The 20,999-nt window shown below is 73.3% G+C and carries 21 protein-coding genes and 1 pseudogene; 14 read left to right on the top strand and 8 right to left on the bottom strand.

What is annotated here, in order from left to right:
• A partial coding sequence (locus E1291_RS26010; protein ID WP_131740652.1) for a CAP domain-containing protein occupies positions 1-445 on the top strand: 445 nt, incomplete at its 5' end.
• A 6-nt stretch (positions 446-451) separates the two neighbouring features.
• On the opposite strand, the gene E1291_RS26005 is transcribed toward E1291_RS26010, so the two are convergent.
• Positions 452-1,225, bottom strand: a complete 774-nt coding sequence (locus E1291_RS26005) for a CAP domain-containing protein (protein ID WP_131740651.1) — start codon at positions 1,223-1,225, stop codon at positions 452-454.
• A 206-nt stretch (positions 1,226-1,431) separates the two neighbouring features.
• Here E1291_RS26005 and E1291_RS26000 point away from each other — a divergent pair, with 206 nt between their 5' ends.
• Positions 1,432-2,244, top strand: coding sequence for an SAM-dependent methyltransferase (locus tag E1291_RS26000; RefSeq protein WP_131740649.1), 813 nt, complete (start codon positions 1,432-1,434; stop codon positions 2,242-2,244).
• 213 nt (positions 2,245-2,457) lie between these two features.
• Positions 2,458-4,476, top strand: a complete 2,019-nt coding sequence (locus tag E1291_RS25995; RefSeq protein WP_131740647.1) for a P-loop NTPase family protein — start codon at positions 2,458-2,460, stop codon at positions 4,474-4,476.
• Between the two features lie 52 nt (positions 4,477-4,528).
• Here E1291_RS25995 and E1291_RS25990 read toward each other — a convergent pair whose 3' ends face one another.
• Entirely contained in the window at positions 4,529-5,119 is a 591-nt protein-coding gene (locus E1291_RS25990) for a class I SAM-dependent methyltransferase (RefSeq protein WP_131740645.1), read from the bottom strand.
• 215 nt (positions 5,120-5,334) lie between these two features.
• On the opposite strand from E1291_RS25990, the gene E1291_RS25985 reads away from it, so the two are divergent.
• The gene (locus tag E1291_RS25985; RefSeq protein WP_131740643.1) at positions 5,335-6,060 is read left to right on the top strand and encodes a DUF1707 SHOCT-like domain-containing protein; all 726 of its coding nucleotides are present in this window, start codon (positions 5,335-5,337) and stop codon (positions 6,058-6,060) included.
• Positions 6,061-6,099: 39 nt separating this feature from the next.
• Here E1291_RS25985 and E1291_RS25980 read toward each other — a convergent pair whose 3' ends face one another.
• The 4 genes from E1291_RS25980 to E1291_RS25965 are packed head-to-tail and all read right to left on the bottom strand — an operon-like array spanning position 6,100 to position 9,565.
• Positions 6,100-6,972: a sirohydrochlorin chelatase gene (locus E1291_RS25980; protein ID WP_131740656.1), complete on the bottom strand. Its 873-nt coding sequence runs from the start codon at positions 6,970-6,972 to the stop codon at positions 6,100-6,102.
• Between the two features lie 5 nt (positions 6,973-6,977).
• Positions 6,978-7,688 carry a phosphoadenylyl-sulfate reductase gene (locus E1291_RS25975; RefSeq protein WP_131740641.1) on the bottom strand — a complete coding sequence of 237 codons (711 nt, stop codon included), beginning with the start codon at positions 7,686-7,688 and terminating at the stop codon, positions 6,978-6,980.
• Entirely contained in the window at positions 7,685-7,897 is a 213-nt protein-coding gene (locus E1291_RS25970; RefSeq protein ID WP_131740638.1) for a hypothetical protein, read from the bottom strand. The genes E1291_RS25975 and E1291_RS25970 overlap by 4 nt, the downstream gene beginning before the upstream one ends.
• Positions 7,898-7,909: 12 nt before the next feature.
• Positions 7,910-9,565, bottom strand: a complete 1,656-nt coding sequence (locus E1291_RS25965) for a nitrite/sulfite reductase (protein ID WP_131740636.1) — start codon at positions 9,563-9,565, stop codon at positions 7,910-7,912.
• 681 nt (positions 9,566-10,246) lie between these two features.
• On the opposite strand from E1291_RS25965, the gene E1291_RS25960 reads away from it, so the two are divergent.
• From E1291_RS25960 to E1291_RS25950, 3 genes are all read left to right on the top strand, one after another.
• Positions 10,247-11,395 (top strand): YihY/virulence factor BrkB family protein, encoded by a 1,149-nt coding sequence (locus E1291_RS25960; protein ID WP_242614375.1) that lies wholly within the window; start codon positions 10,247-10,249, stop codon positions 11,393-11,395.
• 53 nt (positions 11,396-11,448) lie between these two features.
• Entirely contained in the window at positions 11,449-12,456 is a 1,008-nt protein-coding gene (locus tag E1291_RS25955; RefSeq protein ID WP_131740633.1) for a phosphotriesterase family protein, read from the top strand.
• A 107-nt stretch (positions 12,457-12,563) separates the two neighbouring features.
• Positions 12,564-13,262 carry a phosphoribosyltransferase gene (locus E1291_RS25950; protein WP_131740631.1) on the top strand — a complete coding sequence of 233 codons (699 nt, stop codon included), beginning with the start codon at positions 12,564-12,566 and terminating at the stop codon, positions 13,260-13,262.
• A gap of 245 nt (positions 13,263-13,507) precedes the next feature.
• Here the strand turns inward: E1291_RS25950 and E1291_RS25945 are convergent, their stop codons facing one another.
• Both E1291_RS25945 and E1291_RS25940 read right to left on the bottom strand, forming a co-directional pair.
• A complete protein-coding gene (locus tag E1291_RS25945) occupies positions 13,508-13,804 on the bottom strand; it encodes a WhiB family transcriptional regulator (protein WP_075901375.1) in 297 nt (98 codons plus the stop codon).
• A gap of 184 nt (positions 13,805-13,988) precedes the next feature.
• Complete coding sequence (locus tag E1291_RS25940) at positions 13,989-14,894, bottom strand: ferredoxin family protein (RefSeq protein ID WP_131740629.1); 906 nt, start codon at positions 14,892-14,894, stop codon at positions 13,989-13,991.
• 356 nt (positions 14,895-15,250) lie between these two features.
• Between E1291_RS25940 and E1291_RS25935 the strand changes: the two genes are divergently transcribed.
• From E1291_RS25935 to E1291_RS25905, 7 genes and pseudogenes are all read left to right on the top strand, one after another.
• Positions 15,251-15,466 (top strand): hypothetical protein, encoded by a 216-nt coding sequence (locus tag E1291_RS25935; RefSeq protein ID WP_131740628.1) that lies wholly within the window; start codon positions 15,251-15,253, stop codon positions 15,464-15,466.
• 4 nt (positions 15,467-15,470) lie between these two features.
• The gene (locus E1291_RS25930; RefSeq protein WP_131740626.1) at positions 15,471-15,869 is read left to right on the top strand and encodes a YccF domain-containing protein; all 399 of its coding nucleotides are present in this window, start codon (positions 15,471-15,473) and stop codon (positions 15,867-15,869) included.
• Positions 15,870-16,176: 307 nt separating this feature from the next.
• The gene (locus tag E1291_RS25925; protein WP_131740624.1) at positions 16,177-16,545 is read left to right on the top strand and encodes a DUF485 domain-containing protein; all 369 of its coding nucleotides are present in this window, start codon (positions 16,177-16,179) and stop codon (positions 16,543-16,545) included.
• Entirely contained in the window at positions 16,542-18,200 is a 1,659-nt protein-coding gene (locus tag E1291_RS25920; RefSeq protein WP_131740622.1) for a monocarboxylic acid transporter, read from the top strand. The genes E1291_RS25925 and E1291_RS25920 overlap by 4 nt, the downstream gene beginning before the upstream one ends.
• A 144-nt stretch (positions 18,201-18,344) precedes the next feature.
• Complete coding sequence (locus E1291_RS25915; protein ID WP_242614374.1) at positions 18,345-19,859, top strand: metallophosphoesterase family protein; 1,515 nt, start codon at positions 18,345-18,347, stop codon at positions 19,857-19,859.
• A 156-nt stretch (positions 19,860-20,015) separates the two neighbouring features.
• On the top strand, positions 20,016-20,522 hold the full coding sequence (locus tag E1291_RS25910) for a DUF4234 domain-containing protein (protein ID WP_131740620.1): 507 nt from the start codon (positions 20,016-20,018) through the stop codon (positions 20,520-20,522).
• A 174-nt stretch (positions 20,523-20,696) separates the two neighbouring features.
• Positions 20,697-20,999: pseudogene (locus tag E1291_RS25905) on the top strand (bifunctional 3'-5' exonuclease/DNA polymerase); the annotation flags it as partial.

Genomic DNA, 20,999 nt, shown 5'->3' with positions numbered 1-20,999 from the left:
GCGGACCCGGCGGCCGAAGCCGTCCGCGCGGCCGCGGCCGCGCGTGACGCCCGCCCGGCCGGTGGGCCCGCGCGCCGAGGTCGTCCGGCTCGCGAACCTCCGGCGGGTCCGCAACGGCTGCCCACCGCTGCGGGAGGACCCGCGGCTGACCCGGGCCGCCCAGCGGCACTCCGACGACATGGCGGCCCGCGGGGTGCTCTCCCACACCGGGCGGGACGGGCGGGATCCGGGCGCGCGGATCACCGCCGCCGGCTACCGGTGGAGCGCCTGGGCGGAGAACGTCCAGCAGGGCGCCCCCGCGCCGGCCTCGGTGACGGCGAGCTGGATGGGCGACGCGCCGCATCGCGCGAACATCCTCACCTGCCGCTACACCGAGGTCGGCGTGGGTTACGCCGCGGGGCCCGGCGGCCCGTGGTGGACGCAGGACCTCGCGGCGCCCGGATAGCGGACGTCAGCGCCGCGCGCCGAAGTCCTGCGTCCAGTAGGGGGTACCGGACTTGAACGCGACGCCGACGCCGATCTCCTTGAACCGGCAGTTGAGGATGTTCGCGCGGTGGCCGGAGCTGTTCATCCAGGCCGTCATCACCTCGGCGGGCGTCTTCTGGCCGTAGGCGATGTTCTCGCCGTAGGTGGACCAGCGGTACCCGGCGGCCGTGATCCGGGCGCCCGGTTCCCGGCCGCTGGGGTTGGTGTGGGAGAAGAAGTTGCGCGCGACCATGTCGTCGGAGTGGCCCTGCGCGGCGGCCTGGAGCCCGGCCTGGGACGTCAGCGCCGCGCAGCCGTTCTTGGCCCGCTCGGCGTTGGCCAGCGCGACGACCTGTTCCGCGAGGGTGGCGTTCTTCTTCTTGGGGGCCGTGGTCCGCCGGACGACCTTGCGTTTGGGAGGGCGCTTGCCGCCGGCGGCCGCGGTCTTCCGCACCGCGACCGGGGCCTTCGCCCGCGCCGCCGTCCCGGACGCGGACCGCGAGGGCCCCTCCCCGGCGCCGGCCCCCGCCGCAGCGGGGGAGGGCATGGGAGAGGGCGCGGCCGCGGCGCGGTCGGCGACGGGTCTGGAGCTCGCCGGTTCCCCGGACGACCCGGTCGCGACGTAGGCGACCCCGGCCGTCAGGCCGATCGCGGCGGCTCCCGCGACGCCCGCCTTCCACCGGCGGGCGCGGGTGGGCCCGCGGACGTGCCGGTGGGGGCCGCGCTCGCGGAGGGGGCCGGTTCCCGGTTCGTTGTTCATGGGCGTCCACCTTCTTGGTTGCCGTGGCCTTGTCGCTGTCACCTGGGAGACCTCGCGGACGCGGCCGGATGACGGAAACCGCGGCGGATTCTCGGGGCGATGTCCACAAGGGGTCAGCGGCGGTGAGGCCGGCCGTCCGCGCTCCTAGGGTCGTGATCATCGGCGGCGGCCCGGCGGAGGGCGGCCCGGAACGAGGGGCGGATGCGATGGCGGACGAGCGCGAGGTTCCCGGCGAGGTCGATTCGGCCGTCCCCAATATCGCGAGAGTGTACGACTATTGGTTAGGCGGCAAGGACAACTACGCCGCCGACCGCGCGCTGGCCGAGAAACTGATCGCGATCGCGGGGGAGGACGGTCCGAATCCGCGGTCCGGGGCACGGGAGAACCGCGCCTTCATGGGCCGTGCCGTGCGGCTGGCGGCGCGCGGCGGCATCCGGCAGTTCCTGGACATCGGCACCGGCCTGCCCGCGATGGGCAACGTGCACCAGGTCGCGCGCGAGATCGCGCCGGAGGCGCGGGTGGCCTACGTCGACTACGACCCGGTGGTGTGCGCCCACGGCCGGGCGATGCTGGCCGACGAGGGGCGGGTGCGGATGATCGAGGCCGACGTCCGCGACGCGCGCGGGGTGCTCGCCCACCCGGACGTCACCGACCTCGTCGACTTCTCCGAGCCCGTGGCGGTCATGCTGGTGGCGGTGCTGCACTACCTCTCCGACTCCGACGGCCCGGACGAGGTCGTCGGCGCGTTCAGGGAGCGGATGGCGCCGGGGAGCCTGCTCGTCCTGTCGCACATCTCGACCGACCCGCTCCCGGCGCGGGTGCCGCGGGGGGCGGCGCAGTTCGCCGCGTCCACGGCCCGTCAGACGCCCCGCCCGCGCGAGCGGATCGAGCGGTTCTTCACCGGCCTGGACGTCCTCGACCCGGGGGTCGTCTCGGTGCCGCTGTGGCGTCCCGGGACGATCGTCCCCCCGCACGCCGACCGGTTTCCCGTCCTGGCGGGCGTCGGCGCGAAGCGGTGACCCGGCAAGCCTCCGGAGGTGACGGAGTGGTCCACCCGCATGTTCCCCCAGGTCAGGCATATCGGTCCAAGTGGACTCCGGGACGCAGCCGGAGCCGGCGGGGCGGAGCCGGGGGTTTCGCGGGAGCCGGATGGGGGCGGTGAGAAGACCGTTACCCGCCGATCGAGGCGATCGCAGTGACAGCCTCCGGCGGCTCCGTTGATGATGTGGGGCATGGGGAGTCGCGTGCTCGCAGGGACCCTCGCGGCAATCGCCCTCATCGCCTCCGCCGTCCTCGCGGTCACCGTGCTGCGCCCCAACCTCGAAGAGGCGGACCAGTGGGCCAGCGTCCTCGGGGCCGGCATGGGGGTCATCTCGCTCGGCGTCGCGTTCCGCGCGACCCTCCGCGAGCGGCACCGGGCCCTCCCGCCGCCGGACCGCGCCGCCCACCAGGCCGCCCGCGCCCTGGAGGAGCTCACCGAGGCGGTCCGCGCGCAGTGGCGGGCCGAGGCCGCCACCCGCGGCATCGGCGACAACGACCGGCTGCTGACGCTGCGCTGGGCGATGCGGCCGGCGACGGCGCTCCCCGGCGCGCCGGAGGTCCGCGAGCTGAGCGGCCCCGACCAGGTCGTCGCCGCCTACAGGTCCGCGGGCGCCCGGCGGCTCGTCATCGTCGGCGGCATCGGCAGCGGCAAGTCCGCGCTGGCCGTCCTGCTCACCCGCGGCCTGGCCGAACTGCGCCACGCCGACCCGGGCGGCCCCTGGCCCACGCCGGTGTACTTCTCGGTGGCCTCGTGGAACCCGCAGGTGCAGGGGCTGCGGAGCTGGCTCGGCCGCCGTCTCGCCGAGGACTACCCGTTCCTGCGCAGCCGCTCCCGGTTCGGCAAGGACATGCCCGCGCGGCTCGTGCGCGGCCGGTACCCGCTGCTGTTCGTCCTCGACGGGCTGGACGAGCTGCCCGCCGAGCAGCGCGTGCGCGCCCTGCGCGAGATCGACCGCGCCGACCTCACCGACCTCGTCGTCACCTGCCGCAGCGACGAGTACGACGAGGCCCTGCGCATCGGCGGCGTCACCGTGGCGGGCGCCGCGCACGCCGAGATCGAGCCGCTCACCGACGCCGACCTGGACCTGGACTTCCTCTCCTACGGCTACGCCCCCGGGCAGGCGCAGCGGTGGGCGCCGGTGCTGGAGCGCCTGCGGCGCCGTCCGCAGGGGCGGCTGGCCCAGGCGCTGCGGTCGCCGCTGATGGCGTCGCTGGCCCGGGACGTCTACAAGCATCCGGGCCGCGACCCCGCCGAGCTGATCCGCCCGAACGCCTTCCCCACCGCCGAGGCGGTCCAGCGGCACCTGGCGCAGGCCCTGGTCCCCGCGCTCTTCCGGACGCCTCCCGACGACGACCATCGCGGCCCGTGGGACGGCGGGGACGCCGAGCGGTGGCTGCGCTTCCTCGCCCGCGCCCTGCCGCCCGAACAGCGCGAGATCCGCTGGTGGGAGCTGGCGGGCCTGGTCCGGACCCAGGACCGGATCCTGGCGGCGATCTTCAGTGCCGTCACGGTCGGCCCGGCCGTCGGCCTCGGCTTCCAGCTCCTGTGGGGCCGCTGGGCCGGGCTGGCCCTCGGCGCCCTGTGCGCGCTGGCCATGGCCGCCGGCTCGGCCCGCACGCTGCCGCCGCCCGCGGCCCTGTACCTCGGCAAGATCCGCAGGCTGTGGGCCCCGGTGATGAGCGGCCTGGAGGTCGGCGCGATCGCGGTGACCCTGTGCACCATCCGCGACGGGCCCGGGTTCGGCGTCCCGGCGGGGATCGTCCTGGGGGTGCCCATCGGGTTCGTGTACGCGTGGGCCGCGCCGGACGCGACCGTCCGCACGGTGACGCCCCGGCGGCTGCTGCACCAGGACATCATGGTCGCGACCGTCTTCGGGATCACCTACGGCGTGACCTCGGGCGCCGTCGTCACGATGTCGGTGAACCCGCTCTACGGGGCGGCCTTCGGCGTGTTCTGCGCCATGTCGGGGGCCTTTTTCTACGGGACGGTGTGGTTACTGGCGTTCCGCGTCAACAACGTCGGAGTCATCGCGTGGGTGCACTACACCTTCGCCAGGCTGGTGCTCCTGCCGCGCCGCCATCTGCCCTGGCGGACGCTGGCGTTCCTGGAGGAGGCCCACCAGCGGGGCGCGCTGCGGCAGGTCGGGGCGGCCTACGAGTTCCGCCACCAGGTCGTCCGGGACGCCCTCGCCGAGCCGGCCGGCCGGTGACGCCGCCCCCTGGACGACCGCCCCGCCGTGATCGCTTCTGCCCACCGGCGGCTCAGCCCGCGACTGCGCGGTGCGGGCCGCGCGCGACGTAGACGACCGCGGGCGGCATGTTGGCCCAGACCACGGGGCTGACGGTGACCTCGGCGAACCCTTCCGCCAGCGACCGGACCAGCCGCCGCGCCGGCGGGGTCCACCGCGTGTGCGCGTAGGCATAGGTCGTGAAGCAGCCGCCGTCCGTCAGCGCGTCCCGCACCGCCGTCATGATCGCGTGTGCCCGGTCGGCCGGGATGACGGCCCAGGGCAGGCTGCTGACGATCGTGTCGGCGGGGCCGAGGGCGCGGGCGGCGAGCTCGCGGCCCAGGTCGGCGGCGTCCGCGCGGGCGACCTCGACGCCCGGCCAGCGCCGCTCGACGACCCGGGCGAGCCGCGGGTTGACCTCCACCGCGACGTGCCGCCGGGGGTCCCGCAGCCGGATGCCCGCGGTGACGGCCCCGGTGCCGGGACCGAGCTCGACGACGACCCCGCCGCGGGGGACGGTGCCGGCGAGGACCTCCGTCAGCCGCCGCCCGCTGGGCGTGACGGCACCGACGCGCCAGGGATGCCGGAGGAACTCCCTGAAAAGGATGATCCCGTCACGTTCCATTCGATAACCGTACCCAGGGGGAGTGCCTCGGCAGGGCCGTTGAAGCATGAGGAACTGGCCGATCCCGGGCATGCCGCGGGCGCGTCGCGGCGGCCCGCCGAACAGAAGTTGATCATGCCAAGCGGGCGTCCCGGAGTCCATCCTCCTGAGGTGGTGGGGTGATCTCGTCCGCGCGGCGGATTGCCGGAAGGCCGCTGGGGCATACTTTCGGAACCATGAGTCAGTCCAGTCCGCAGCAGGGGCGGCCGTCCCCGCGCCACCCCGAGGACCGGCGGAGAGACCTTCATGCCGACCCCGTGCCGGTGCCCGACCCCGCGGTCCCCGCGGACGGGCCCGCGCGCGCCGACGCGGTCCGGGCCTCCGACGCCGAGCGGGAGGCGGTGGTCGAGCGGCTGCGGGTCGCCTCCGTCGAGGGACGGCTGACCTTCGAGGAGCTGACCGAGCGGACCGAGGCCGCCTACGCCGCGGTCACCCGCGGCGACCTCGAGCACATCACCCGCGACCTGCCCGGCATGGGCGCGCCCGGCGCCAACCCCGCTCCGCAGCTGGTCAGGCGCCGGTTCAGCGCCGTGATGGGCGACTGCAAGGAACGCATCGTCGGCCGCATCGACGAGAGCCTGGAGGCGGTGTCGGTGATGGGCGACGTCGAGCTCGACCTGCGCGGCGCCCAGGTTCCCACCGGCGAGGTGACCGTGCACGCCACCGCCGTGATGGGCGACGTGAAGATCATCGTCCCGGACGGGGTGACCGTCGACCTGGGCGGCCGGGCGTTCATGGGCGACCGGCGCGTCGCCGTCCGCGAGCCCCGGCCGGGCGCCCGCGTCCCCGTCGTCCACGTCATCGCCCACGCGATCATGGGCGACGTGCAGATCGTGGACGACGAGCACCTGGCCCCGGTACGCCGCGCCATCGCCTCCTGGTGGCGAGACCGCAACCCCTGACCGGCCGACGAGCGACCGTCGGGCCCAAGGGGCAAGGGCCTAGGACCCTCCCGGAGAGTCTTCCTCAGCCGTCACGCGAGCGCGCGCCCTGACCGGCGGGGCGAAGCCGGAGGCGAGCCCCGCAGGGAAGATCGCGAAGCGATTCGCGCTCGCACGAGACCGGTCACGGGCGAGCCGCCAGGCGAGCCCGTGGGCCGGGATCGCAGTGAACACAGCGTCGTAGCGGAGGACGACCAGTTCCGCGACTTCGGGGGCCGCGCCGAGTTCGGCGGAGACCGCCGTGGCGCCCGCCGCCAGCGACTGTGACCGCACCCTGTCGGCGAGGCGCCCCGGCGCGAGGAAGTAGGACGCGACGACGACGCGCGGGGCGCCCGCGTCGTGGAGCGCCGCCACCGCCTCGGCGGGCGCCGGGCGGGCCGTCGCCGCGTACGCGGGCACCACGTCCCACCAGCCCCGGGAGCGCCATTCCCGGGCGAGCCGCCCGATCGTGGCGTTGGCGGAGGCGTCGCTGGACCCGGCGGACACCAGCACCACGGCCGTGTCCGGGTCGCCGGGCGGCACGCCGGCCTCGGCCAGGCGCCGTTCCAGCGCGGCGACGAGGAGCGGGTGGGGGCCGAGCGTGCCCGCCGTGCGCAGGCCGAGCCGCGGGTGCCGCTCGCCGGCCCGGCGCAGCGCGCCCGGGACGTCGGTCTTGCTGTGGTAGGCCGCGGTGAGGAGCAGCGGCAGCACCACGACCTCGTCCGCGCCGCCGCGGGCCAGGCCGTCCAGCACCGCCTCCGGCGCGGGCGGCGCGTGGTCCAGGAACGAGGCGTGGACGGGGACGTCCGGGCGGCGGGCCCGGACGGCCTCCAGGAGGGCGGTGACGGTGGCGGCGGCGCGCGGGTCCCTGCTCCCGTGCGCCACCGCCACCATCGGCGTCACAGGTGGATTCCGCACTCGGTCTTGCCCAACCCGGCCCACCGGCCGCTGCGCGGGTCCTCGCCCGGGGCGACCGGGCGGGTGCACGGCGCGCAGCCGATCGAGGGGTAGCCGTCGTAGTGCAGCGGGTTGACCAGGACGCCGTTGTCCTCGATGTAGCCGTCCATCTGCTCCTGGGTCCAGTCCAGGATCGGGTTCACCTTGACCATGCCGCGCTTGCGGTCCCACTCGACGACGCGGCGGTCCCGGCGGCTCGCCGTCTCGTCGCGGCGGATCCCGCTGAACCAGGCCATGTAGCCCTCCAGGGCACGGCCGAGCGGCTCCACCTTCCGCAGGTGGCAGCACAGGTCCGGGTTGCGGCCGAACAGCCGGGGCCCGAGCGCGGCCTCCTGCTCCTCGACGGTCCGGGACGGCGTCACGTTGATCACGTTCACCGGGTAGACGGCCTCGACCGCGTCGCGCGTCCCGATCGTCTCGGCGAAGTGGTAGCCGGTGTCGACGAAAAGCACGTCGATGCCCGGCTTCACCTTCGACACCAGGTGGATCAGCGCGGCGTCCGACATGGACGAGGTGAGGCAGATGCGGTCGCCGAACGTGGCGGCGGCCCAGCGGATGACCTCCAGCGTGGGCGCGCCGTCCAGGGCCTGGGCGGCGGACTCGACGATGTCCTCGAGATCAAGGGTCGGTCTGTCGGTCTCCAGAAGGGTCACAGCGGGTTCTCCTTGCGTGTGCGGGGGGCTCCAACACCGAGGAACTTCAGCTGGAAGGAACGCAGGCAGTCGTGGCAGTACCACGCCCCGCCCTGGTCCCGGGGCGGGGCCTGCCCGCCGTTCCCTCCGGCGGGGACGGCGGGTTCACGCGGCTCGAGATGCTCTTCACCGCAGTACGGGCAGTAGAACGGCGCGGCACGTTCGCTCATTCTGATCTGCCGTTACTTGAGGTCGGACTCGTCGGCGCGCAGCACCCAGGCGGCGAACGTCTCGCCCTCGGTGCGCTGCGCGTCGAACCGGCGGACGACCCGCTCGACGTAGTCGGTCAGCCCGTCGGACGTGGTCTTGAGCCCGCGGACCTTCTTGCCGAACGTGGCACCGAGCTGCCCGCCCAGGTGGATCTGGAAGCCCTCGACCTGGTCGCCGTTCTCGTCCACGACGAGCTGGCCCTTGAGGCCGATGTCGGCGACCTGGATCCGCGCGCAGGCGTTCGGGCAGCCGTTGACGTTGATGGTGAGCGGCTGGTCGAAGTCGGGCAGCCGCTTCTCCAGCTCGTCCATCAGGTCCATCGCGCGCTGCTTGGTCTCGACGATCGCGAGCTTGCAGTACTCGATGCCCGTGCACGCCATCGTGTGGCGGCGGAACGTGGACGGCCGGACCTGCAGGTCGTGCTCGGCCAGCGCGGCGGCGAGCGGCTCGGTGTTCTCCTCGGGCACGTCGAGGATGACGAGCTTCTGCTCGATCGTCGTGCGGACCCGGCCGGAGCCGTACCGCTGGGCGAGGTCGCCGATGACGCCGAGCAGCTCGCCGTTGACCCGGCCGACCCGCGGCGCGAACCCGACGTAGAAGTTCCCGTCCTGCTGCGGGTGGATCCCCACGTGGTCGCGGCGGGGCAGCGGCGCGGCGGGCTCGGGACCGTCGGGCAGCGCGTACCCGAGGTAGTCCTTCTCCAGCACCTCGCGGAACTTCTCCGCGCCCCAGTCGTTCACGAGGAACTTCAGCCGGGCGCGGCTGCGCAGCCGCCGGTAGCCGTAGTCCCGGAAGATCGACACGACGCCGCGCCACACCTCGTGCGCCTGCGCGGGCTTGACGAACACGCCGAGGCTCTTGGCGAACATCGGGTTGGTGGACAGCCCGCCGCCGACGTACAGCTGGTAGCCGGTCTCGCCCGCCTCGTTCACCACGCCGACGAACGCGATGTCGTTGATCTCGTGGACGGTGCAGTGCGCCGTGCAGCCCGACAGGGCCGTCTTGAACTTGCGCGGCAGGTTGGAGAACTCGGCGGAGCCGATGTAGCGGTCGTGGATGTCGCGCAGCTGCGGGGTCGCGTCGAGCACCTCGTCCGCGGCGATCCCGGCCAGCGGGCAGCCGATGATCGTGCGGGGGGTGTCGCCGCACGCCTCGGTCGTGTGCAGGCCGACCGCCTCGAGCGCCTCCCAGATCGCCGGGACGTCCTCGATGCGGACCCAGTGCAGCTGGACGTTCTGCCGGTCGGTGATGTCGGCGGTCCCGCGCGCGTACCGGGTGGAGATGTCGGCGATGGTGCGCAGCTGGGGGCCGTCCAGCTGGCCGCCGTCGATCCGCACCCGCATCATGAAGTAGCGGTCGTCGAGCTCCTCGTCCGGCAGCGCGCCGGTCTTGCCGCCGTCGATGCCGGGCTTGCGCTGGGTGTACAGCCCGAACCAGCGGAAGCGGCCGCGCAGGTCGGCGGGGTCGATGGAGTCGAAGCCGGTCTTGGAGTAGACCTCGATGATGCGGCGGCGGACGTTCAGCCCATCGTCGTTCTTCTTGTTCTCCTCGTTCTTGTTGAGGGGTTCCCGGTAGCCGAGGGCCCACTGGCCCTCGCCTTTCTTCTTGCGCTTGATCGCGGGTGGCACGGCGCGCGTCCTCGTCTGTGGATGTGGGACGCGTAGCGCACCGGCAGTCAGGGCAGCCGGCTCGACGCTGAGCAGGATGATGTCGATAGTGACGCCGATGCGCCACGCGCCCGCTGAGCTGGGGCGTGGTCGGGGCGTCAGCGACAGATCGCGCTGCGGACGCGCAGGAAGTCGACGTGCCGGCGCTTCGCCAACAACGGATCCGCAGCAGTCATGCCTAGACTTTGACACGCCGTCTCGCGGGCTGTCCAGTTACGTCCGGCATGCGGGCGCGTGAGAAGCGTCATCCTTGCCTCCGCCAGTTGACCGGGGGCTCGGCCGGGGCGCCGTCCGCGCCGGTGCGGCGGGCGTCCTCGGGCGTGGCCGGGGCGGGCCGGTGCTGGCAGTCGCACCACGAGCCGCCACGGCAGTCCCCGTGGTGGCGCTCGCGGCACGATTGGCAGATCACGCCTCTATTCTCGCCGATGGGCCGGGATGCTCCGGACCGCCCTGATGATCATGGGCCGAACGACGTTCTGGGCCGTCGAACGGGGTATGGGCGAGGCAGTGTGCGGCGGCGGGACGGTGAGCCCGCCGCGGGAACCGGCCGTGGGGGCGGCCGGCGCGCGACGCGCGGGGGTGGTGCGGAGAAATGGGCCGGAAGGCGTGTTCGGGGCGGGAAACGCTCTACGGTTGGGTGGTGTGACCTCCGTCTCAGACGCAGCGGGCGTCGCCCCCGCCGGGGAACCGGACGCCGGGGGCGGAACCGGGGGCCGGTCCGGGGGACCGGCGGCCCGGTCGCACGGCCGCGCCCGCGCGGCCGCGGAGGTCGTCGCGCGGACGGCGTGGCGGCTCGTCCGGGGCACCGCGGTCGCCGCGTTCCGGTACCGGGTCACCGGGCTGGCCGCCGAGGCCGCCTTCTTCGCGCTGCTGTCGCTGCCGCCGCTGGTCATCGGGCTCATCGGGACGATGGGGCACTTCCGCGGCGCGTTCGGCGACGACACGGTCGCCGACGTGCGGACCTGGCTGATCGAGCGGGCGCAGACCATGCTGACCGCCCCGGCGGTGGACTCGGTCGTCGTCCCGTTGATCGACGACGTGATCAAGGGCGGCCGGCCCGACATCGTCTCGGTGAGCTTCCTGATCTCGCTGTGGGCCGGGTCGCGCGCCACGAACGTCTACGTCGACACGATCACCATCGCCTACGGGCTGTCGGGCATCCGCGGCGTGATCCGGACCCGGCTGCGGGCCTTCGTGCTCTATCTGGTCGGCCTGCTCGTCATGCTGATCGTCATCCCGCTGCTGGTGGCGGGCCCGGCGCTGGTGCGCAGGGCGCTGCCCGACGGTGCCCGGTTCGTGCTGATGTTCTACTGGCCGCTGGTGGTGACGCTCTCGGTGGCGTTCCTGGCGACGCTGTACCACATGAGCGTCCCCGTGCGGACGGGCTGGTGGCGCGAGGTGCCGGGAGCCGTCCTGGCGCTGCTGACCTGGATCGTGGGGAGCGTCACCCTGCGGCTCTACCTGAGCGGTTCGCTCAGCGGCGTGTCGGTGTACGGGTCGCTGGCCGCCGCGATCGCCGTGCTGGCCTGGCTGTACGTCGCGGCGCTGGCGGTGCTGGTGGGCGCGGCCCTGAACGCCGAGATCGACCGCTTGTGGCCGAGCGCCGGGACCGCGCGGGCGCGCGCCGTCCGCGCGGCGCAGGAGGAGGCCGAGAAGGACGGCCGGCGGGATCCCGGGGAGGAGTCCCGGGATCGGGCGGGGGAGGGGACGCGCGGCGAGCGGGACGGTGACGCCCGGGACCTGCCGCCCGAGCGCCCCGATGACCCGCCGGGCGGGCGGGCGGTGGGGTGAGGCCGCGCCGGTGACGTTCTGACCGGACCGAACATGTCGTAGCCTCGCCTGACATGACCCCCCGTGAGGAGACAGGCCGGCTCCGGACCGTGACCGGCACGATCGCGACGTCCGACATCACCGGTCCCGTGCTCTCCCACGAGCACCTCCAGCTGGACCTGCGGTGGCCCGCCCGCCCCCAGCAGGTCGGCTCCGACCCCTACCGCTGGCTGGACGAGGAGAAGGCCGTCACGCGGGAGCTGGCCGCGCTGCGCGCCGACCGGGGCCTCGGCCTGGTGGTCGACCTCACCTGCGCGGGGATGGGGCGCAACGCCGCCGCCCTCGCCCGGATCAGCGCCAGCGCGCGGGTGGCCGTGGTCGCCGGGACGGGCGTGTTCACCGAGCCGTTCCACCCCGCGTTCGTCCGCGAGACGCTCAGCGCCGCCGCGGACGCCTCCGCCGCGGCGGGCGGCGGGGCCGGCCCGGACGCCGTCGACCGGCTCGCCGAACGGCTGCTGGCCGAGATCGGCTTCGGGATGGACGGCACCAACTCGCTGCCCGGGGTGATCGGCGAGATCGGCACCTGGGGCGAGGCGCCGACCGCGACCGAGGAGCTGTGCCTGCGCGCCGCCGCCCAGGCGGCCCGCTACTCCGGCCTCCCGGTGGCCACCTACGGGCGCTCCGGGCTCGCGCAGCTGGAGATCCTCGTCGGGGCCGGGCTGCCCGCCGCGCGGGTCGCCGTCGGCCAGCAGGACCGCGTGGACGACCCCGCCCAGCACCGCAAGATCGCCGAGACCGGCGGCTACGTCTCGTTCGGCACGCTGGGCCTGGCGGGCGAGGACCACGCGGCCGTCGGCGCGCGCGTCCGCGGCGTCATGGCCCTGCTGGAGGCCGGGCACGCCGACCGGGTGCTGCTCAGCACGGGCGTGTCCCGCATGTCGCAGGTCGCCCGCAACGGCGGCGGCGGGTACGGCTACCTCTTCGACGTCTTCCTGCCCGCGCTGCGCGCCGCGGGGGCCGACGACGCGACCCTGGACGGCATCCTGCACGCCAACCCGCTGCGCTGGCTGACGGCGGCCTGACCCGTCCCCGGTCGCGTCCGGCCGGGCCGGAGCGCGGTGGGACGCGCCTGGATCCGTCGTGCGGGGACGCACGGGACTGGGTAGGGGTTTCGTCGGGGGTGTGCGTTATGCCCTGGAACAGAGCTTCGCGTGGAGGAGCGGGTAAAACGGGGACCGTCCGGCTGCCCTACACCGACCGCGCCGAGGCGGGCCGCGTCCTCGCCGGCCGGCTGCTGCCGCTCGGCCTCAACGGGGCGGTCGTGCTCGCGCTGCCGCGCGGCGGCGTGCCGGTGGCGCGCGAGGTCGCCGCGCTCCTGCGCGGCCCGCTGGACGTGCTGGTGACCCGCAAGATCGGCTATCCGCCGCAGCCGGAGCTCGGCGTGGGGGCGATCGCCGAGGGCGGCGCGCCCGTGTTCGACCACGAGCTGCTGGCCCGGCTGGGCCTGCGCGAGGACGACCTGGCCGCGACCGTGGCGGACGAGCGCGCCGAGCTGGACCGCCGGGTCCGCGTCTACCGGGGCGGCAGGCCGCTGCCCGTGACGGCCGGGCGGGCGGTCGTGGTCGTCGACGACGGGCTCGCCACCGGGGGCACGGCCCGCGCGGCCGTGCGGGCGCTGCGCGAGGGCGGCCCGGATCGGCTGGTCCTCGGGGTGCCCGTGGGGGCGGCCGAGACGGTCCGGAGCCTGGCGGCGGAGGTGGACGACCTGGTGGTGCCCGCGGCGCCGTGGGAGTTCCGCGCGGTCGGCCAGTGGTACCGCGACTTCGGCCAGCTCACCGACGACGACGTGATCTCCGGACTGGCGCCGGGCCCGCCGGGGAACCGCTGAAGGGCCGATAGAAGGGCCTCACTTTTGTGAAAAAGCCACATCGGAGGCTCCGGTGCGGTAAAAGCGCGGCCGGTCCGGACGGAAATCGGAAGGCCGATGCCACCGACATGTGACGCACATGTGACGTCGCGGCCGGGGGTTCGGCGGCCGGGCACGCAAACGGCCCCGCGAGTAGCGGGGCCGTGACGTTTTCGGTGGCGTGCCGGGGTGCGCGATGGGAGCGTTCTGGCGGCCTGGACGGCTCGCTAGGCGGCGTTGGCGCGACGCATCCGGCGGCGGCGCTCGGATGCGCGCTCGTCTTCGTTCAGACCGCCCCACGTGCCGTACTTCTCGGGCCGGGACACCGCGTAGTCCAGGCAATCCGTGCGGACGGGACAGCCCATGCAGATCTGCTTGGCCTTGCGCTCGCGGATCTCACGCTCGGGCTGGCGCTCGCCGTCGGGACCGAAGAAGAGGACGAGGTCTTCCCCCCGGCACGCCGCGGCGTCCTGCCAGCCCCAGCTGGGACGAGGGAGGTTTGCCTGCCGACGTACCTGAGCCATGGAACACCCACCTTGATTGGTTTCGAACAATTTCGGGACGTGGACGCTCGACATGCTTCGGGTGACATGAGTCAGAAGCGCCGAATGGTCCAACGTCTGGAGTTGCCGCTCTGTTCCCCGTCCGGTTACTCCGGAAACCTGGGGCCGTGCGACAGGGAGACCCTCGAATGGGGCCTCCGAGAGATTACACGAGGGCCGCCTCGTTGAGAAGGGTGAGTTCCCTAACAACGTAGGTTCCGAGGTTCTCCCCGCAGTCCGGGCCGCACGGCGCGGACTGCTGGGCCTCCTCCACGACGACCCGGTAACGGCTCTCCTGGACGGTGACGACCGCTTCGTACCGAGATGTCCCGGTCAACGAGTCGACCGTCACCTCGTCCAGGCCCATGCGGCCGGTATGGGCGCGGACGAAGTGCTCGGCCGCCTGTGCCGGTTCGGGCAGGCCCGCCCGCCCGCGCAGCCGGTCGAGGGCGACCTCGCCGCGCAGATAGGCGTCCACCGCGTTCACGGCCTCGGTCTCGCCGAGGTCGCCGTAGTAGAGCCCGTGGGGAAGGCATACCAGGTTCGCTGCATATCGATCACCGCCGACATGTGTGGTTTCCCAGACAAGATGGTCGAAACGTCCGGCCAGTGCGCGGGCCAGTGGCGCCCCCGTCCGCGCGCAGCAGGGGTTGCGCCGCCCGTGCGCGCAGACCAGCAGGACCGGTGCGGTGACCGGGTCGCCGAAGCCGGGGCGCTCGCCCTCGGCCAGCGCGTCCAGGTCGAGTTCGGTGAGCTCCTCCGGGTCCGCCAGCTCCCGTCCTTCGACCCAGACCTCGGCGCCGTGCGAGTACGCGGCGAAGACCTGGAGCGGAGGGGTGGCCCGGCGGCGCCCCGGCCGCCGGATGAGCTGTGGCCGGACGCCCCGGGCCTGCGCGGCGCGCACGACGTCGGCGACGGGGGCGGGGCCGGTGAGCTGCTCGACGCGCTCCGGCCAGGGGCCGGGGTGCTCGACGAGCAGCCAGGAGCGCGCCTTGACCGTGGCGCTGGCCAGGCACGGCCGCTCGCCCGTGTGGCTCCCCGGGCAGTGCCCGCAGCCCTTGCCCAGCGTCAAGAGTCCCCCCAGCGCGATCTTGAATGCCCGTTAGGTAAGGTTAACCTAACGGCGCGCGATCATGCCAGCCGCAGTGAGGGACGTCATACGCGCACGTCAGTCCACGTTGCCCGGGGTGAGATTCTCAGTCAGGGAGATTGTGGACGGTTTGAGGTCTAATGTCCGGCAGGTCCGGTCCATCGCACGGGCCGGCGGCGGGCTCCTCGCCCTCCGGGAGCCGCGTCGAGGCTGGTCGAGCCGGGTCGCCGCGAGATTTGGATCGCGCGTTTGGGCCGATTTACGCCCGCATTACGGCCCTCCGGATAGCGTCAGTTACGTCCCGCTTTCGGGACCTTGGGGCCGTCTGTGGAGGCATCATGGGAAGGCGTTCACTCGCCGTTCTGGGGGGACTCATGATGACCACGGGCGCCCTCGTCGTGGTGGCGCCGGCGTCTCTGGGGGTGGCGTCGGCGCCCACCACGCTCCGCCGGCCGGGCGGAGCCCTCCGCCCCGTCCCGGTCCGCAGCCTCACCGCGCCCGCGCCCGGCGCGTCCGAAACGCCGGACGCCGGGCCCGGTGCCGCCCTAGGGTGAGCGCGTGCGCACCCTCCTGAACATCATCTGGCTCGTGCTCTCGGGGTTCTGGCTGGCATTGGGCTACGCCCTCGCCGGAGTGATCTGCTTCATCCTCATCATCACGATCCCGTTCGGCATCGCCTCGTTCCGGATCGCGGTGTTCGCGCTCTGGCCCTTCGGCAACACCGTCGTCCGGCGCCGCGACGCGGGCGCCGGCTCGGCGATCGGCAACATCATCTGGGTGGTCGTCGCCGGCTGGTGGCTCGCGCTCGGGCACCTGTTCACCGGCATCGCATTGTGCGTCACGATCATCGGCATCCCGTTCGGGATCGCGAACTTCAAGCTGATCCCCGTCTCACTGCTGCCGCTCGGCCGGGAGATCGTCCCCGCGGGCGAGTCCCACGTCTTCGGCGTCGAGTAGACGACGCGGGACGGCGGCGCGCGGCGAGGCCGGCGCGGGCGGCGATGAGGGGCGTGGCGGCGGCGTACACGGCATCGTCCAGGTCGTCTCACCGGGCAAGGCCGGAGGCCACTGCGGAGTAAGCCTCCCCTAGCGCGCCGTCCATGTGATGTAAATCACGGCCGTGCATCGAGGGTGCATCGGCCCCGTATCCGTTCGCGCAGTCCTGGTGACTTCTTGGTCATGTCGTCTCCGCAGGGCGCCCCCGTCGGGCATCTTTACCGCGGTTCACGTGTGATTCCGCAGAGTGACGTTCGCCGGAGGTGTCGTGAAAACCGAGTCATCAGGGCCGGGGCCCGCGGGAGGCGGGCTCGACAACGCGGCCTACGCGCAGCTGAGACGGTCCCCGGAGTTCGAACGGCTCCGGCTGGCGTTCCGCCGCTTCGTCTTCCCGATGACCGCGGCCTTCCTCGCCTGGTACCTGCTCTACGTCGTGCTGTCGGCGTACGCGCGCGACTTCATGGGCCACAAGGTCGCCGGTGAGATCAACGTGGCGCTGGTCTTCGGCCTGCTCCAGTTCGTCTCGACCTTCCTCATCGCCTGGGCGTACGAGCGCTACGCCCGCCGCAGGCTCGAACCCCTCGCCGACGGCGTCCGCGCGAACGCGGACCGCATCCCCGGGAAGGAGGCCGGATGACCGCCGGGCAGCTCGCCGCCCCCGTCCTGGCCGCGTCCGACAACGAGCACCGCACGTTCTCCCTCATCCTGTTCGCCGCCTTCGTCGCCATCACCCTCTACATCACGATCTGGGCGTCCCGGCAGAACAAGACCGCCGCGGACTTCTACGCGGGCGGCCGCCAGTTCACCCCGATCCAGAACGGACTGGCGATCAGCGGCGACTACATGTCCGCCGCCTCCTTCCTCGGCATCGCCGGCCTGTTCGCGCTGTCGGGTTACGACGGGTTCCTGTACTCCATCGGCTTCCTCGTCGCGTGGCTGGTCGCGCTGCTGCTGGTCGCCGAGCTGCTGCGCAACTCCGGCCGCTTCACCATGGCCGACGTCCTGGCGTTCCGGATGCGGCAGCGCCCGGTGCGCGCCGCCGCCGGCATCTCCACCATCGTCGTGTCGATCTTCTACCTGCTGGCCCAGATGGTCGGCGCCGGCGCGCTCGTCGGGCTGCTGCTCGACGTGTCGGGCGAGAGCGCCAAGATCTGGACGATCGTCGTCGTCGGCGCCCTGATGATCTTCTACGTGACCGTCGGCGGCATGCGCGGCACCACCTGGGTCCAGGTCGTCAAGGCCGTGATGCTGATGACCGGCGCCATCGTCATGACCGTCTGGGTCCTGTCCAAGTACAGCTTCAACATCTCCGACCTCCTCGGCGCCGCCGCCGACAAGAGCGGCAAGGGCGACGCGTTCCTCAGGCCGGGCCTCAAGTACGGCGCCACCAACGTCTGGTCCAAGCTCGACCTGCTCTCGCTCGGCCTCGCCCTCGTCCTCGGGACGGCCGGGCTGCCGCACATCCTCATCCGCTTCTACACCGTCCCGAACTCCCGTGCCGCCCGCACGTCGGTGAACTGGGCCATCGGCATCATCGGCGTGTTCTACCTGATGACCCTGGTCATCGGGTTCGGCGCCGCGGCCCTCGTCGGCGGCAAGGCCATCGCCGCGCAGGACAAGGGCGGCAACACCGCGGCCCCGCAGCTCGCCCAGGAGCTCGGCGGCGGATCCGGCTCCACCGGCGGCGCGGTCTTCCTCGCGATCATCGCGGCGGTGGCGTTCGCCACCATCCTCGCCGTCGTCGCGGGCCTGACGCTCGCCTCGTCCTCCTCCTTCTCGCACGACCTGTTCGCCAACGTGTTCCGGCGCGGCCGGACGACCGAGCGGGAGGAGGTGGTCACGGCCCGGTACGCCGCGATCGTCATCGGCGCCGTCGCCATCGTCCTGTCGATCTTCGCGCGCGGCCTGAACGTGGCCTTCCTGGTCGCCCTCGCCTTCGCCATCGCCGCGTCCGCGAACCTGCCCACGCTGCTGTTCTCCCTGTTCTGGAAGCGCTTCAACACCGTGGGCGCCGTCGCGGGCATCTACGGCGGCCTCGTCTCCGCCGTCGGCCTCGTCCTGCTCAGCCCGATCTGCTGGGGCGGCAAGTCCGACACCATCCCCAAGGGGAACGTCGACGCGCTCTTCAGCGAGACCACGGTCGCCCCGATCCCGCTCCAGAACCCCGGCCTCATCTCGATCCCGATCGGCTTCCTGTGCGCCTACCTGGGCACCGTCCTCTCCAAGGAGCGGACGGACGAGAAGTACGCGGAACTGGAGGTCCGGGCCCTGACCGGTACCGGAGCGCATTAGCCCCGGGGGGCTGGTCTTGCCCGGGGCGCCCCCTGGGCAAAACCAGCCCTCTCAGGAAATGCCCGTCCTCCGGCGGGTCGCTTGACTGGGGTGATGGGTGCGGACAGGCTGTGAGCACCCCCACACTCCTCCCGGAGGTGCTCTGTGCGTGCCGAGGAACCCGCCGGGCCCGTCAGCTCGCGCACCTCCGAGGCGGCCGCCGGGTGGGCGTGCCCGAAGGAGGGCACGTTCCGCGAGCTGATGCCCGAGCGGGTCCCCGACTTCTCCTGGCGGCGGCCCACGGTGCTGTGGCGCTCGCGCAACGATGTGATCGCGCGGCTGTTCGGCGACCCGTCCAACGAGATCCGCCGGCGCTGCGTGACGGCGCTCCGCGAGCGCGGGACGCCCGCGGCGTTCACCGTGCACCGGCCGTCCGCCGAGTTCTCGTTCGCGCTGCTGGGCGACACCGGCGAGGGCGACAAGTCGCAGTACGCGGTCGTCCCCCCGCTGCTGGCCGCGGCCGCCGGCACCGACTTCATGATCATCGCGAGCGACGTCATCTACCCGACCGGGGACGCGGGGGAGTACCCGGACAAGTTCTTCCGCCCGTACAAGGACTATCCGGGCCCCATCTACGCCGTGCCGGGTAACCACGACTGGTACGACGGCCTGCGCGGCTTCCTGCACGTCTTCTGCGGGCTGGACGCGGACTGCAGCCCGCCGCCGTGGCGGGGACCGCTCGGGTTCGTGCCCCGCCTGCTGTGGCGCCGGCCCGGAGCGGTCGACCCGCGGGCTCTCGCGGAGGCCAGGCGGACGTACCGGGGCGCGGCCGGGCAGCAGGCCGTCCAGCCCGGCCCGTACTGGGCGATCGACACGCCGTCGCTGCGCATCGTCGGCATCGACACGGGCATCACCGGCGCCGTCGACCGGGACCAGGGCGCGTGGCTGCGCGAGGTGTCGGCGGGGCCGAAGCCCAAGCTGCTGGTCACCGGCAAGCCCATCTACGTGGACGACGATCACCGGCCGGGGCCGATCGAGGGCGGCGGCACGGTCGACGCGATCGTCCGCGACCCGGCGCACCACTACGTGGCGGCGATCGGCGGCGACATCCACAACTACCAGCGCTATCCCGTGGAGGTCGGCGGGGGGCGGACGATCCACTACCTGGTGTCGGGCGGCGGCGGCGCGTTCATGCACGCGACCCACACGATCCCGCGGACCCGGGTGGTGGACGAGGCGACGTTCCGCTGCTACCCGCTGCGGGGCGACTCGCTGTCGCGGTACAGCAAGCTGTACGGGCGGTGGCTGCGGCTGCCGAAGCTCTTCGAGCTCACGCCCGAGGAGGCGACCGCGGCGGTGCGGTACCGGCTCGGCATCCGGCCGGGACGCGGGTACGAGGAGTCGAGCCCGTCCCGCCGCGTGCGCTTCGTCGCCGCCGTGCTCGGCGTCCCGCGCGGGCGGTGGCGCCGTCCCGGGGTGACCCGCATGCCGGTGCGCAAGGTGCCGCAGCGGTTCCGGTCCGAGATGGCCGACTGGGACACCCCGCCCTTCTTCAAGAACTTCCTGCGCGTGGACGTCACCGAGGACGAGCTGCGCATCCGATGCCACGCCGTGACGGGCTGTCTGGACCACGAGACGGACCCGCCCTGCGAGGACGAAGTGACGATTCTGCTGCGTTAGTTCTCGGATCGGCCACTACCGGACGCAACCCATCTAATCTCGGCTATTCCGGTTCTTGGCGCCGCGCGATCCCGTTACAGTCTTGGCTCACCAAATCGGTGAACGGTCAACGGACGGTCGGCCGGAAAGCGACCGCGTCCCCAGGAGTGCGACTCGATGAGCTATCCCCAGCAAGGCCAGGGCCAGCAGTACCAGCAGCAGCAGGCGTACCAGGGCGGCCACGCCCCCGCCCACCAGCCGCAGCAGGCGCCCGTCGCGGTCGGCGCCGGCGCCCAGATGAAGCGCCGCAACCCGGTCGGCGCCTGGCTCGGCCTGCCGATCATCACGTTCGGCATCTACGGCCTGGTCTGGTTCTTCAAGGTCCACACCGAGCTGCACGAGTACGACCGCCGTGTCGGCGACGCCGCCGTGAACGCGCTGCTGTCCCTGCTGTTCGGCAGCATCACGCTCGGCATCTGGCCGCTGGTGATGTGGGTCAAGCTCGGCGGCCGCATCGCCCAGGCGCAGCGCGCCGCGGGCCTGCCCGCGAGCTGCAGCGGCGGCATCGGCTTCCTGCTCGGCATCTTCGGCTTCGGCGTCCTGTACTACCAGCTCCAGCTGAACAAGGTCATCGACCGGTACGGCGACACCCCGACCGGGCAGCAGGTCTCCCTGGTCGCCTGATCCCCGCCCCGTCCGGGCCGCCGCCGCGCGGCGCCGTGACGGCACGTCCCAAGGCCGCGGCCCTGGCCTTCTGGGAGCATCATCGGACCCCTCCGTGAGCCACGGAGGGGTCCGCCCTTTTCCGGCGGGCCCGCCCGTCCGGATCCTGTCGGTGCCGGGCGCCACAATGGGCGCGTGAGGATCGCGGTGGCCGTCGGGCCCGGCGGCGGGGGAGTGCTGCGGCCCCTCGCCGAGGACGGCGCGCCCGCCGGTCCGGAGCGCGCCGTCCCCGACCTCGTCGCCGAGATCGCCGAGCGGGAGCGGGCCGACGCGCCGCGCTGGGTGTGGCCGTCCACCGCGCGCCTGTACCCGCGGCTGCTCGCCGCGGGCGTGCGGGTCGCGCGCTGCCACGACCTCGAGCTCGTCGAGAGCCTGCTGCTCGGCCACGCCGGGCGGTACGGCGAGCCGCGCTCGGTCGGGGCGGCGTGGGCACGGCTG

This window comes from Actinomadura roseirufa (assembly GCF_900659635.1).
In the GTDB taxonomy this organism is placed as follows: domain Bacteria; phylum Actinomycetota; class Actinomycetes; order Streptosporangiales; family Streptosporangiaceae; genus Spirillospora; species Spirillospora roseirufa.
The sequence above is the reverse complement of the archived record's forward strand: the minus strand, read 5'-3'. Positions and strand labels throughout refer to the sequence as shown.

What these genes read in the sequence shown, in the direction of transcription:
- E1291_RS26005 (WP_131740651.1), bottom strand. Translation starts at nt 1,225, where the DNA reads ATGAACAACGAACCGGGAACCGGCCCCCTCCGCGAGCGCGGCCCCCAC.
- E1291_RS25990 (WP_131740645.1), bottom strand. Translation starts at nt 5,119, where the DNA reads ATGGAACGTGACGGGATCATCCTTTTCAGGGAGTTCCTCCGGCATCCC.
- E1291_RS25995 (WP_131740647.1), top strand. Translation starts at nt 2,458, where the DNA reads ATGGGGAGTCGCGTGCTCGCAGGGACCCTCGCGGCAATCGCCCTCATC.
- E1291_RS25980 (WP_131740656.1), bottom strand. Translation starts at nt 6,972, where the DNA reads ATGGTGGCGGTGGCGCACGGGAGCAGGGACCCGCGCGCCGCCGCCACC.
- E1291_RS25920 (WP_131740622.1), top strand. Translation starts at nt 16,542, where the DNA reads ATGACCGCCGGGCAGCTCGCCGCCCCCGTCCTGGCCGCGTCCGACAAC.
- E1291_RS25910 (WP_131740620.1), top strand. Translation starts at nt 20,016, where the DNA reads ATGAGCTATCCCCAGCAAGGCCAGGGCCAGCAGTACCAGCAGCAGCAG.
- E1291_RS25985 (WP_131740643.1), top strand. Translation starts at nt 5,335, where the DNA reads ATGAGTCAGTCCAGTCCGCAGCAGGGGCGGCCGTCCCCGCGCCACCCC.
- E1291_RS25945 (WP_075901375.1), bottom strand. Translation starts at nt 13,804, where the DNA reads ATGGCTCAGGTACGTCGGCAGGCAAACCTCCCTCGTCCCAGCTGGGGC.
- E1291_RS25955 (WP_131740633.1), top strand. Translation starts at nt 11,449, where the DNA reads ATGACCCCCCGTGAGGAGACAGGCCGGCTCCGGACCGTGACCGGCACG.
- E1291_RS25935 (WP_131740628.1), top strand. Translation starts at nt 15,251, where the DNA reads ATGGGAAGGCGTTCACTCGCCGTTCTGGGGGGACTCATGATGACCACG.
- E1291_RS26000 (WP_131740649.1), top strand. Translation starts at nt 1,432, where the DNA reads ATGGCGGACGAGCGCGAGGTTCCCGGCGAGGTCGATTCGGCCGTCCCC.
- E1291_RS25950 (WP_131740631.1), top strand. Translation starts at nt 12,564, where the DNA reads ATGCCCTGGAACAGAGCTTCGCGTGGAGGAGCGGGTAAAACGGGGACC.
- E1291_RS25970 (WP_131740638.1), bottom strand. Translation starts at nt 7,897, where the DNA reads ATGAGCGAACGTGCCGCGCCGTTCTACTGCCCGTACTGCGGTGAAGAG.